The following is a 12,750-nucleotide window of genomic DNA, read 5'->3' on the forward strand; positions in this document are numbered from 1 at the left end:
TTGAATCCCGTATGCTGACACGTGGCAAAGCCAGAAGCTGCAAATTGCGCTGTGCTTTCTTGTGCCACGTCTGCGAGCCGAAGGAAACGTTTGTATTCATGAAGCATCATACGAAGGCTTTATGAATTTGGATCACAGAGCGGGGCGAAAGGTTTCAGTTTCATGCTTTGAGAGGTCTTGGTTCCGCTACCGACTGGTGCTCAGGATATTGGCCCCGCTCGCGTAGCAATGTCGTTGCTTTGTCGTAGTTGACGGCTTTTGAGAAAGCATAACCCTGACCCAGCTGACAACCCATCTGCTGAAGTGTTGTAGCCAGTGCCATGGTCTCGACACCTTCAGCAACCAGCTTGATTTTGAGATCGCCAGCGATCTGCACGATGCCTTTGACTATCGCCACGCTTGGGTCGCCCGGTGCAAGCCTGCATACAAACGACTTGTCGATTTTGATGATGTCGACAGGAACAGTGAGCAGATGAGCCAAAGCTGCGAAGCCTGTGCCGAAATCGTCAAGAGCGATACGGATTCCCAGCAGCCTGAGGTTGCGTATTCCCGATGCAACCACATCATCCCGCTGTCCGATATAGGCGTTTTCGGTTACTTCGATAATCAGATGATTGAGCGGCACATCATAGCGGCCAAATGTCTTTGAAATGAAGGCAGACAGATCGCCTACATAGAAGTCTGCCGCAGTGACGTTTACACCGACATGTTGCACAGGCAGGCCCATGTCGAGCCACCGCCGTATATCCTGCGCAACGATAGATAGCATATATTGCGTTATCTCTGATGCGATATGCACATCGGAGAAGGATTCCTGAAACACCGATGCCGGCAATATGTCGCCAGATTTTGTGGTCATGCGGCTCAGTGCTTCAAAGCCGATAACTTCCCTCGTGTCGAGCCGTATCAAAGGCTGGTAATGCGCAGTGATGCGCTTTTCATCCAGCGCTTCACGCACTTCTCGTATCGAGTTGCGTCGATGGACGATGCGCGTGTCGACATTAGGCTGATACCGCACAAAGCTGCCACGCGAATTTTCCTTCGCATGGTAGAGGGCAAAATCTGCATTGCGACGTACGATCTGAGGTTGTGTGTCCTGTGCTGCAAGAACTGCCCCACCAATCGTAACGCGCGGCAAGATTGTCTGGCCGTCAAATTCGACAGGCGAGGAGAGTGCTTTGAAAATCAATTCCGCTGTTTGGTCGAGATCATAAAGCGCGTTATGGCTCTGGATGATGACGGTAAACTCGTCGCCGCCGGTCCGGAAGGTGATGTCCGGCGCCATTGATGCAGAAACTCGCGTTGCTATGGCGTTGATCAGAAAGTCACCGACTTCATGGCCAAAAGTATCGTTTGTGACTTTCAGATTATCGATATCGATGACAAACAACGCCCAGCTGCCAGCCAATTCGCAGCGCAAGTTTGAAAGGGCATCGTCAAAGGCTGCGCGATTGGGAAGTCCTGTCTGTTCGTCAACTGTTGCACGGCGTTCATAATTGAGAATGCGTATCTCACGTGCTATTGCAAGATTGCAGAGAATGGCACCAGTATCGATGACTTCTCTTTCATAGGCGGTTGGCGTGTGTTTTTTGTGGAAGTAAACGGCAAGTGCGCCGACAACATCATCCGCTTCGTTGTGTAGTGGCACCGAGCTACAAGCGAGTAAGCCAAATGGCAGCACGCATTTCTTGTAGTTTGCCCATTTCGGATCGTTCTCAATGTCGGCAACGCTGACAGGAGCATTGTGGTAAATAGCACTTCCGCAGGAGCCGACTTCCGGACCAACAACGGTTCCGTCCAGCACGTCGCTATAGCTTTCGGGGATACTGGGAGCTGCAAGCAAATGCATCATGCCAGCGCTGTCCACGGAACAGACCATTACGCTTGCATCTGCGATCAGCGTCTCCATTTCAAGACACAGCCGCACGAGGGTTTGCTCCAGAGGCTTGCCTCTTGCGATCAGCTCAAGAACAGCGTTCTGGAATTTAAGCACGGGTTCCCCATAATTTTTTTGTTTGCGTGCAATTAGTCAGTTCACGCTATAGCCTTTTTCAGAGGCCTGTCATGAGAGAACGTTCATTATAGTTACTCGTCTGTATTAATGAAGTGCGCAGAATTTATCGGATTCTTCGCGGCCATTTTGCGTCATCATTATTTCAGCTCGGAAACTGTCGATAACACTCCTCAGCGATCTGCCGTAGCTTATCGCGGGATATCTCTCCGCTCACAGCATAACCGAGTTCACCATCGATCCAGTAGAAGGTCTCGACGCCATCGCTCGAGGCAAAACGGAAGCTGGTATCGCGATTTTCAGGATTGCGCCCGACAATAACCGAAAGGCGTTTTCCGGCCGCATCTTCATACAGGAAAAAAGCACCGGGTTTGTTATCGACGGGCAGGAGTCGGCCACCCACCAGCTGAAAGCCGAATGCGTTTAGGTCAGGAACTTTAAGATCAGGTATGGCTAATCGCTTCCCGAGCCATGTGGCAAGATGTGCCTCTTCCTCAGAGAAAACTTCGACAGGATGGCGCACTTCACTTGCGTAGATGAGATAAGCGGCCTGTGCCTGCTCAGGTAAGGTTTCTACGTTTGTAGTCTGGTTTGGCTGATCGAAGATGCGGGAACCCATGAAGCCGCCCACGCTTCCGATTACCAGGGCAGCCAGAATGGATGCTGCGATTGCGCCGCGATATCGCCAGTCGTGTTGTGTGGTTTTTGAGCGGATCAGTCTGGCATCGCTTGGCTTTTCAAATGCATAGCCGCCAAAGAGTTGCCTGATACCTTCGTTTTGCTTGCGCCATGTCTCAACCAGCGCGGCCTCTGTGGGATCGTTTTCCAGAGCTATCGCAATACGAGCTCTCTCTTCGTCCGACAATTGACCGTCCACGAAATTATGCAGCTCGATTTCACTTATCGGAGAATTGCGTTCTGTCATTTGTTTCTCCGCAGCGTTACGACATTCGTGCCGTTCATGTGTTCAGCAAGGCGATGTCGGGCACGTGACAGGCGCGACATGACCGTGCCGACCGGGACATCAAGCATCAGTGCGGCCTCGCCATAGCTGTATCCTTCAACCACGATCAGCATCAGGACTGCCCGGTTGTCTTCCGACAGGCTGTTGATTGCTTCTTCAAGCTGCTGCAATTGAAAAGGATCGCTTTGCGTGGATGCAGCGCTCACGTTCTCGGCTGCATCCAGCGTTTCATATTGAGTGCGCGCTTTGGTTTTATAGCTGTTGCGATAAAGATTGGTCATGATCGTGAGTATCCACCCACGCAGATTGAGACCACGCCATTGGCCGCGCCGGGATAGCGCTTTGGTCACGCAGTCCTGCAGTAAATCTTCGCCTTCGGCATCGGATTTTGCAAGACTGCGCGAATAGCGCCTCATGATCGGCAGGAGGGCCAGAAGCTGGCCCTCAAAACTGTCGGGAGCGGGACGGCTCACATCAGCCTCATGGCTTTGCTGCGTGCCAGACTCCATTAACGCCGTCTCCAGTCACGTCGCCAGCCTTCTTGTCCTTCATCCAGTAATAAAGCGGCATTCCGTCTTTCGCCCATTGCTCGCTACCATCCTTGCGCTTGACAAGTGTATATGCGCCAGAAGCCTTGGCATCCTTCGCTGCCATGAAAGGAGGCCAGTTGGTCGCACAGGTATCATAGCAGTTGGACATGCCCTTGCTATCCTTGTCGAAAGTGTAGAGCGTCATATCTTTCGCACCAGCCAAAACCTGTCCTTTGGAGGTGTCCATTGCCTTGACCGCAGGTGCCGCCAGTACGGAAGATGCCGCTACCGCTGCAATTGCCAGAACAGACATAAAAGTTACGGTTTTCATGGTTTGCCTCACACAATTTTCCAATCGCGACATGCGATATGACGTAAGACAATCGGAACGCTGGTTTTATTCCCGATGCACAAAAATATTCAGATAGGGGCGATTCTTCATTAGCACGCAGAAAATTAGAGAAGCATTGATCATCGATTAATTGCGCGCTATATATGTAGCTACTCATATTATAGATAGCTATACAATGTCTCAAGCCAAGCTGGAACTCGAAGCCGCATTCACAATGGGCCTTTCCACCGCAGCCCGAAAAATGCGCAATCTGTTCGACTCCCGTGTTCGTGAGCGGGGGCTGACACTTGCGCGTGCCCGGGTGCTTTTGCTGCTTGCGGAGCAGAGAGACTGGAACCAGCGTGAACTGGCAGATGCGCTTGAAATCGAGCATCCATCGGTTGTTCGCTTGCTTGATGGTTTGGAAAAACAAGGGCTTATCTACCGTGCTGCTGTCGAAGGGGATAGGCGCGCCAAGCGTATCGAGCTGACAGATGAGGCGCAGGCACAAGCCAGGCAGCTTCAGGAGATCACGCAAGCGATCCGCGGAGAACTCTTACAAAGGATCGATCCGAAGGCACTCGAAACTGCTCTCACTGTTCTTCAGGAAATCAGTCACAACGTTGAAACGGCGCTGGCTGAGAAAGACAGGTGATGTGCAATGCCCGAGGGAAGCGACGATAAACCGGTAGCAGCGAGCCAGACGCCACCCACGACACAGGTTGTCCCTCCCGCTGCTCCGCATATGCCGGTTTATATGTCGGCGATTTATATAGCCGCGTCTGTTCTTATGTGGTCGACCCGTGGCCTCAGTATGTATTTCATTTCGGCCAACACGCAGCAAATACAGGGTTCGCTCGGCGCGACCCTCAACGAAACATCCTGGCTGATTGCAGCCTATATGGCTCCTTATGCAAGCCTCACCATTCTTCTGGTCAAGATACGCACGCAGTTTGGGCTTCGTCGCTTTGCTGAAATTGCGATTGCAATCTTTCTCATATCGTCACTACTGCATTTGCTTGTTTATGACATCTGGTCGGCCATACCTATCCGCTTCATTGCGGGTGCTGCTGCTGCGCCGGTTTCCACCATCGGCTTTCTCTATATGTTGGAGGCTTTTCCACCTGCGAAGAAGATGACCTGGGGCCTGAGCCTCGCGCTCACATGTTCTGCGGCAGCTGGTCCTTTCGCGCGCGTTATTTCGCCTATGCTGTTTGATATCGGACAATGGCAGCAGCTCTATATGGTCGAAATAGGCCTATCGCTGGCCGCTTTTGCCGTTGTGTACGTATTGCCGATGACTCAGGTTCCGCGAGCGAAGGTTCTGCATTGGCTGGATTTTGTCGCTTATGGATTGATCGCCATCGGATTCGGCCTTCTGGCCGTCATTCTTGTTCAGGGCAAAAACTATTGGTGGTTTGAAGCGCCGTGGATTGGCGTCTGCCTCGCTATTTCCATTGCAGCTCTTGCCTGTGCGGTGGCGATTGAGATTAACCGCGAACAACCGCTGATGAACCTTCAATGGCTATTTTCGCCGGAAATTCTGCGCTTCACAATGGTCCTCTTGGTGTTCCGTATTGTGCTTGCCGAACAGACGACGGGCGCGGTGGGGCTCTTTCAGGCTTTTGGCTTGCAGGATGGACAAAGTCAGGGGCTTTATCTCATCATCCTCGCGGCATCTTTGGCGGGCGGGCTTGTCTGCGGCATGTGGATGAGCATTGAGCGTGTCTCGACCATTTTTGGGCTGGCACTGATCTTCATAGCAGTTGGTGCGTTCATGGATAGCCATGCAACCAATCTGACACGTCCGCATAATGCTTATTTCAGTCAGGCGCTGATAGCTTTTGGCGGCGCGTTGTTTTTGCCGCCGGCCATGCTGACTGGCATTACCAAGGCGATGAAGCAGGGACCGACATATATGACGAGCTTCATCGTCATTTTCCTGTTTACACAAAATATCGGTGGGCTGATTGGCTCGGCCGTATTCAGCACCTTTATTTCTATCCGCGAGAAGTATCATTCCGCGCATCTGGTCGAACAGCTTGTATTGTCCAATCCGCTGGTCGCGCAACGTGTTCAGACGCTTTCAGGAACCTATTCAAAAGTTCTGGCCGATCAGGGGCTGACCAAGGCTGAAGGCCTTGTTCTTCTCGGCCAACAAGTCACTCGCGAAGCGACGGTGCTTTCTTACAATGATGCGTTTCTTGCGATCTCAGTAATCGCGATTATTTCGCTTGGGTGCCTGATCGCGTATCGGCTTTTTGAAAATGTGCAAATCCGCCGCCACTCAGAAGTAACGGCAAGTTAGTTTAGGGTCTGTTGAGAATGTCAGTTGGGAAGCAATATATTCGCGGCGGCTTAGCGCTTATCATCGGTCTTGCAGGTGTGCTGATGGTTCTTTGGGCGTGGCAATTGCCGCCGTTCAAGCGCAGTGTCGAGACGACTGATAATGCCTATGTCCGTGGACAGGTAACGGTCATCAGCCCACAGGTTGCAGGCTATGTAACCAAAGTCGATGCGAACGACTATCAGGTCGTGAAGCAGGGGCAGCTCTTGTTTGAGATCGACAGCCGCAGTTATCAGCAAAAGCTCGATCAGGCTGAGGCATCTCTTGCGAGCAAGAAGGCGGCCCTTGCCAATTCTGAACAAAGCCAGCGTTCCGCGGAAGCAACAATCCAGTCGCGACAGGCACAGATTTCAGGTGCCAATGCCGCTTTGGAAGTTGCTCAGGCTAATGCCAAGCGTGTTGAAGCATTGCTGCCCCGTGGTGTAACGACGCAAAGTTCGGCTGACACCGCACATGGCACGCTGCTTCAGGCGCAGGCATCCGTTGCGGAAGCCGAAGCCGCTCTTGCTGTCGCCAAGCAAGACCTTCAATCCATTATCGTTAATCGTGAGAGCCTCAACGCAGATATAGCCAGTGCCGAAGCAACGGTAGAACTGGCGAAGATTGATCTGCAGAACACAAGGATTATCGCTCCGCGTGATGGCAAGCTTGGCGAAGTCGGTGTCCGTCTTGGTCAGTATGTGACGGCTGGCACGCAGCTTGTCTCGCTGGTGCCTGATACCAAGTGGGTTATTGCGAACTTCAAGGAAACCCAGCTGTACGGAATGAAGGTTGGTCAACCAGTGACATTCACGGTTGATGCGCTGCGTCATGCCGAGTTGAAAGGCCACATTGAGGCGTTTTCACCTGCGGCAGGTTCAGAGTTCAGCGTCATCAAGTCTGATAATGCAACCGGCAATTTCACCAAGATTACTCAGCGATTGTCGGTGCGCATTGCTATCGAAAGCGACCAGCCGGATGCCGAACATCTGGCACCCGGCATGTCTGTCGTGGTCCGGGTTGATACGGCTGCTGATTAACAGACCCTGGTGGATCGAATTTAAGGTTTGAATCCCGACTGACGTGCATGCGGTTTCAAACGTCAAATTCAAAAAATCCAATCGATTCATGAACTTGCTAGTGGTCTTTTTGATTTCGACATTTGTCCACGCCTGTAACTGAGGGATGCAAATCTCGCAATCAGACCACTAGCCGTGGCTGGCATCGTTTGGCACCAGCGGAACGACTTTTTTGACTTTATCGCGGTGAAAGATGAACAGGCCTGCCAGCACGATGATGGCCGCTCCCATGAGAGTTTGCCTGTCGGGCAAGTCGTTGAAAAACATCCATCCGAAAATGATGGCCCATAGCAACAGCGTATATTGCAAGGGTGCAAGCACAGACGCGGGTGCGAGCTTGAGTGCGCGGGTAATCAGCAGATGTGCGAGGCAGGCAACAATTCCGAGCAGGAGCAATGCAAGCAATTCGCCGGTGCTGAACGGGGTCCAGTGTCCGATGCTGAGGATTGCGCCAACGACGAGGCAGCCCAAGGTCTGCCACGTTACGAGCGTTGCATCCGGTGTCGAACGCAGCACGCGTCCCAGCACAAGCGTCATGGCGAAGGAAATACTGCCCAGAAGACCAAATACAGAAGGCCAGGAAAGCATTGCCGAAGAAGGCCGCAATGCAATAATGACGCCGATAAAGCCGATCAGAACAGCAAGCCAGCGCCGCCAGCCGATACGTTCACCGAGCAGGAAATGGGAGAGGGCTGCGACGTAGATCGGACCTGCCATGTAGAAGGTCATGACATCTGCGAGCGGGAGGAAGGTGACTGCCGCATAGAAAAGACCGGTATCCGCAGTCGCGAGCACAACTCGTGCGAATTGCAACGAAGGTTGTTGCACCTGAAATAGTGCCGAAACCGGTTGACGCGAAAGCATCGGGCTGAGCACAAAGAATGCGCCAAAGGAGCGGATCAACAAAACTTGACCGACCGAGAAACTTGCCACGAGCCATTTGCCCATGGCGTCGTTCAACGCGAACATGAAATCGCCGAGCAGCATCAGAAGAATGCCAGCCATCACAGCATTGCCGCTAATGGCTAAAGCCACCTTTTTATTCATGATTTTTGGGTGTCCCGACCACTGGTTCAACGCGTTCTCGCGCGCAAATCCATTATAGAAGTTTGCCGGATAATCTCGCTGCATGTTTGAATGGAATCTGCTTACTCCTCGCATCAGACCTTTGCAAGCTGTGCTGTGCCTTACGCACCGCAGAACAAGCCTTCTCAAGTCGCGCGCCGTGAGCTATAGCGGCTTTGCTTCACTGTGAGGTCATCATGAATTCTGGAAACGCTGAGTCGAAGCCGATCTTCGGGATTGCACTCGCCTCCGCAGGTTACGCCTGCTTCGCTCTGCAAGATGCCATCGTCAAATGGCTTGTTGCAGATTATGCGGTTCCGCAAATTCTTTTCATGCGAAGCCTCGTCATTGTGCTCATCACCGGTGGGCTTGCCTGGCGCCTCCGCCACCCTTCAATCTTCAAAAGCAAATATCGCGGAACGCTTGTTCTGCGTGCTGGTTTGATGCTGCTTGCGTGGCTGCTCTTTTACAATGCTGCTCGCCATCTCGGCCTTGCGGAATTGACGACGCTCTATTTTTCAGCACCGATCATGGTGATGTTTCTGTCGATCTTCATTCTTAAAGAGAAGATTGGGGTCGGGCGCTGGGTTGCGTGCCTGGGTGGGTTTGTGGGCGTTTTGATTGCTGCCAACCCTACCCAGTCTCCACATCTGATACCCGCTGCAATGTGCGTGGTTGCAGGCTTTTGCTGGGCCTTGAGCACGATCCTTATCCGCCTTGTCAGCAGAACCGAAACGACTTTGACCCAGATGTGGGCGACGAGCCTGCTGTTTGGTATCGCTTGCGCGGTTTCCTTCCCATGGGTGTGGAAGACACCTGACGCATCAGCGTGGGCTTTGATGATTGGTCTGGGTCTTGTTGCAACAGTTGGACAATATCTTCTTTATGAAGGCTTCCGCTATGCACCGGCTTCGGCTCTCGCGCCGACTGAGTTCACCGGCCTGATCTGGGCCTTTCTCTATGGTTATGCGATCTGGGCAGAGGTTCCCGCCTCAAACGTCGCCTTCGGAGCGGTGCTGATCGTTTGCTCCAGCCTTGTGCTCGTTGCATGGGAGAAGCGGGCAGTACGAACACGCATTGTACAGCCCGGCTGATACGCTTTCGCTTGGTTTGGTTTTGCCTGCTTTGCGCTATCGCGCCACTCGCAGTCAGTATTCGGGTTGATATTGTGCGAGGAATGCTTTTCGGTTGAGCAAGCCTGATTTGTCGATGCAGATCACTGGAGACCGAAATGCTCACCGTCTCTTTGAGTGCCGATACTTGTCAGGATATGGAACCGTTTACTCGTGAACGATGAGTTGAAACCATGTATCCAGAAAACGGCTGCGTTTAAGTCCATCCAGATAGACGAGAAGTTCCGGACCAAGCTCAACGGGTTGTAGTGAGGTCAACTCTGACGGGCTTGCTTCTGATGCGAGTCCGGTCTTTTCGAGGATGGCTTGTCCATTTGGAGACAGCAGGAATGTGATGGCCTGCTCGGCAATATTCGGGTGTTTGCTGCGGTCAGGAACAAGTGCCGTCCAGGGCAGGGCAACCACGTAGTCCTGTGGCATGATGACGACGAATTCTTTCGGATCGTAATGCCACTTGCTTATGTCCGACAGCGGAACATTATATGCGAGATCGATTGTGCTGGACGACAATGCCTGCAGCAGTTCTTCGCTATTGTCATAGATGCGGGCTTGCGAAACGCCGAAGGCGCGAACGATGCGCCAGAACAGGGGCGACCGTATAGAGTCCTGTGCCGCCAGCGTATAGCTCACATTGTCGATACCAATATTTACAAGTCCCGCACGGCGCTGAAAACGTGAGAGATTTTGTTCCAGTAACCGTGCCAGCTCAATGCGCGTAGTGGGCAATTCATTTTCCAGCGCCTTACGTCTGACAACGCTCACGGCAGGATCAAACCCAATACTGAAAAGCTCATTGCGCCAGTGCGCCTGTGGCGGTAGTCCGGCGTTACGAGCGATAGCGGTTCTTTGCTGCGCACCTCCCTCATTGGCGATCAGCACGGCAAGGTCGGGCGTGGAAAGAATGACGAGGTCAGCAGCACTTGCTTCATCTGCACCCGCGAGAAGCCGCGAGGTCCATTCACCGGGCCTGACCTGTCGATAGACGATGTTCATTCCGGGCAATTGTCCGGCTAATCCCGTCGTGACAGGCTCAAGCGTTTTGGGTGCGATATCGCCCACAATCCTGAATTCAGGTCTGGAAGCCGGATCATTTTGCGCGCGCGCCTCATGCCATGGAGATGCGATGAACAGCAGCAACGCGCTAAGGTGCAGGAACACGCGCCTCATGTGTTATCACTTTCCGGTTGCGTTGCCGGAAGGGTTACGACGACACTTATTCCGCCGCCCTGTCTGTCTCGCAATTCGATATGTCCGCCAAGCGCTTCAACGACCATTTTTGCAATGGATAGTCCAAGGCCAGAGCCGGGTTTGGTTTGATCCGCGCGGACAAATCGCTCAAATGCACGGCCTTTGATTTCTGGCGAGAGGCCGGGGCCCCGGTCGTGTACGCTGAGCTCGATCATGCCATCGTTCTCATGAAGATCGATGTCGATTGGGCCGGGCGCATGAATGAGGGCATTTTCGACAATATTGCGGATCATCTCCCGCAGGCCGATGGTCTCACCATGCACATAAAGAGGCTTTTCAGGAGCATCAAGGCGGATCGTTTCGTGCAAGTTCTGATAGCTGCCTTCCGCTCGCAGCCTGCGGATTGCTTCCTGCGCTACTTGACGCAAATCCAGAATTTCGAGGTTGCGCGACTGAATACTGTGCAGGGTTGTTGCCTCGGACAGAAGCTGATTGGCAAGCAGGCTGGCGCTGATGGAATTGGCATGAATACGGGCAAGGATGTCCTGTTTTCGACGCGCGTCGGTTTCCTCCAGCGACAGTTCGGTTAAAGCACGGAGTGCTGTTAAGGGGGTACGCATCTGATGCGCTGCATCGGCGGTAACAAGCTTCAACCCCGCAAGCACCGTATTCAGGCGATCCATGAAATCATTAAGCGCGGATACGAGCGCACTTACTTCTTTGGGGATAGGACCTGAAACCGGACTTAAGTCTGATGTAGAACGCTGACGAAGATTGGATTCAACGCTGCGCAGCGGTCGAAAAGCCAGCCGAATTGCCAACCAGATAAGGGCCAAAGCCAATAGCGCGACACCGAAGGCAGGCAGTATCGTATTGAGGCTCAATTGCAGGGTCAGTTGTCGCCGGGCTTCCCGGGTTTCTCCGACCAGAACATCGACCCAACCGCCGCCTTTTGCGTCGCTGTGATAACGGGCGACAGCGGCAATGCGTACTTTTTCGCCACGATAAACACTATCGTTCAGGCGAAGTCGGCTGTTGCTGCCATGCGGAATTTCCAGTCCCAGAATGGGTGAGCCAGTCAGCAGACTACCATCGGGCGCGACGACCCGATAAAAAATCCGGTTGAGCCGCGACGTTCCAAGAATGGCAAAGGCCGAGTGAGGGAGATCGACGCTGAGTGCACCATCCTGCAATGTAATGGTGTCGGCGATTGAAAGTGCTGCCGCTCCAAGAACGCGATCAAATGCTTCATCGGCTGCGCGATGTGCATACCAGCGACCAAGAAAAAACAGTAAAACAGTCACGGCAAGCAATGTCATGCCACCACCGATGAGAATACGGCGCTGGATTGAATACTCTCTGTTTGCTGTTGCTTGTGCCATCATTGCTGGGGTGTCTTCAGGCGTAGCAGATAGCCGACCCCGCGTTGCGTCAGGATTTCCACATTACTGTTTTCGAGCTTTTTTCTGACGCGAGAGACCAGCAATTCTATAGCGTTTGGTGTACCGGTGTCATCATGGCCGAACAGCTTGAGGACGAGCATGTCCTTTGGAACGGTGACATTGACGCGGGTGGCAAGCATTTCAAGCACATCAAATTCACGCCGTCCGAAGTCAAGCGGTTCATCGCCTTCCATCACGGATCTTTGGGTGAGATTGATTGATAGTTTGCCAATCCGTAATACCGGCTGGGCTACCCCCATATGCCGCCTTGCGACAGCCCTGATCCGGGCAACAAGTTCTCTGAGATCAAAAGGTTTGACCAGATAATCATCGGCACCGAGCTCAAGCAAATCGATCTTGTCGGCAATCTGGTTGCGGGCGGTTATGACAAGGACGGGGCAAGATAGCGAACGCTCACGCATGCCGCGCAGAATCGCAAAACCATCGCGGCCGGGAAGGTTGATGTCGAGCACAACCACATCAAATGAGCCGTTAACAGCCAGCTCTTCGCCTTGCACACCGTCATAAACTGTCGTGACGGCATAGCCTTCCTTCTCAAGCTTTGATGCAATAGCAAACGCAATATCGATTGTGTCTTCTACGAGAAGGATGCGCATGTTGTGTTCAATTTCAATGTTTTCGGGACGACAGGATTCTGACAGTTAGAATTGCTAGTATTTG

Annotated in this window: 12 protein-coding genes; 4 read left to right on the top strand and 8 right to left on the bottom strand. The window is 52.8% G+C overall.

All coding sequences use genetic code 11. The features are described from left to right. Window positions 1-160: 160 nt before the first annotated feature. The 4 genes from CEV32_RS08165 to CEV32_RS08180 all read right to left on the bottom strand — a co-directional run bounded on the left by CEV32_RS08165 (window position 161) and on the right by CEV32_RS08180 (window position 3,836). Window positions 161-1,993, bottom strand: a complete 1,833-nt coding sequence (locus CEV32_RS08165) for a sensor domain-containing phosphodiesterase (protein WP_094576089.1) — start codon at window positions 1,991-1,993, stop codon at window positions 161-163. Window positions 1,994-2,156: 163 nt separating this feature from the next. Beyond that, window positions 2,157-2,936, bottom strand: a complete 780-nt coding sequence (locus tag CEV32_RS08170) for an anti-sigma factor family protein (RefSeq protein WP_094576091.1) — start codon at window positions 2,934-2,936, stop codon at window positions 2,157-2,159. Then, window positions 2,933-3,484 (bottom strand): RNA polymerase sigma factor, encoded by a 552-nt coding sequence (locus CEV32_RS08175; protein ID WP_094576093.1) that lies wholly within the window; start codon window positions 3,482-3,484, stop codon window positions 2,933-2,935. The genes CEV32_RS08170 and CEV32_RS08175 overlap by 4 nt, the downstream gene beginning before the upstream one ends. Continuing rightward, a complete protein-coding gene (locus tag CEV32_RS08180) occupies window positions 3,456-3,836 on the bottom strand; it encodes a COG4315 family predicted lipoprotein (RefSeq protein ID WP_094576095.1) in 381 nt (126 codons plus the stop codon). Before CEV32_RS08180 ends, CEV32_RS08175 begins: the two co-directional genes overlap by 29 nt. A 196-nt stretch (window positions 3,837-4,032) precedes the next feature. On the opposite strand from CEV32_RS08180, the gene CEV32_RS08185 reads away from it, so the two are divergent. Genes CEV32_RS08185 through CEV32_RS08195 form a run of 3 tightly spaced genes read left to right on the top strand, consistent with a single transcriptional unit; the run spans window position 4,033 to window position 7,202 of the window. Beyond that, window positions 4,033-4,491, top strand: coding sequence for a MarR family winged helix-turn-helix transcriptional regulator (locus CEV32_RS08185; protein WP_094576097.1), 459 nt, complete (start codon window positions 4,033-4,035; stop codon window positions 4,489-4,491). A gap of 6 nt (window positions 4,492-4,497) precedes the next feature. Beyond that, complete coding sequence (locus CEV32_RS08190; protein WP_374883252.1) at window positions 4,498-6,144, top strand: MFS transporter; 1,647 nt, start codon at window positions 4,498-4,500, stop codon at window positions 6,142-6,144. A gap of 17 nt (window positions 6,145-6,161) precedes the next feature. Next, window positions 6,162-7,202 carry an HlyD family secretion protein gene (locus tag CEV32_RS08195; protein ID WP_094576099.1) on the top strand — a complete coding sequence of 347 codons (1,041 nt, stop codon included), beginning with the start codon at window positions 6,162-6,164 and terminating at the stop codon, window positions 7,200-7,202. Between the two features lie 168 nt (window positions 7,203-7,370). Here CEV32_RS08195 and CEV32_RS08200 read toward each other — a convergent pair whose 3' ends face one another. Continuing rightward, window positions 7,371-8,288, bottom strand: coding sequence for a DMT family transporter (locus CEV32_RS08200; protein WP_094576479.1), 918 nt, complete (start codon window positions 8,286-8,288; stop codon window positions 7,371-7,373). Window positions 8,289-8,503: 215 nt separating this feature from the next. Here CEV32_RS08200 and CEV32_RS08205 point away from each other — a divergent pair, with 215 nt between their 5' ends. Then, window positions 8,504-9,400 carry a DMT family transporter gene (locus CEV32_RS08205; protein ID WP_094576100.1) on the top strand — a complete coding sequence of 299 codons (897 nt, stop codon included), beginning with the start codon at window positions 8,504-8,506 and terminating at the stop codon, window positions 9,398-9,400. Between the two features lie 186 nt (window positions 9,401-9,586). Here the strand turns inward: CEV32_RS08205 and CEV32_RS08210 are convergent, their stop codons facing one another. The 3 genes from CEV32_RS08210 to CEV32_RS08220 are packed head-to-tail and all read right to left on the bottom strand — an operon-like array spanning window position 9,587 to window position 12,686. Next, window positions 9,587-10,606 (bottom strand): ABC transporter substrate-binding protein, encoded by a 1,020-nt coding sequence (locus tag CEV32_RS08210; protein WP_094576102.1) that lies wholly within the window; start codon window positions 10,604-10,606, stop codon window positions 9,587-9,589. Continuing rightward, complete coding sequence (locus CEV32_RS08215) at window positions 10,603-12,012, bottom strand: sensor histidine kinase (RefSeq protein WP_235818769.1); 1,410 nt, start codon at window positions 12,010-12,012, stop codon at window positions 10,603-10,605. Before CEV32_RS08215 ends, CEV32_RS08210 begins: the two co-directional genes overlap by 4 nt. Then, window positions 12,009-12,686, bottom strand: coding sequence for a response regulator transcription factor (locus CEV32_RS08220; protein WP_094576105.1), 678 nt, complete (start codon window positions 12,684-12,686; stop codon window positions 12,009-12,011). The genes CEV32_RS08215 and CEV32_RS08220 overlap by 4 nt, the downstream gene beginning before the upstream one ends. Window positions 12,687-12,750 lie beyond the last annotated feature (64 nt).

This window comes from Brucella rhizosphaerae (assembly GCF_002252475.1).
In the GTDB taxonomy this organism is placed as follows: domain Bacteria; phylum Pseudomonadota; class Alphaproteobacteria; order Rhizobiales; family Rhizobiaceae; genus Brucella; species Brucella rhizosphaerae.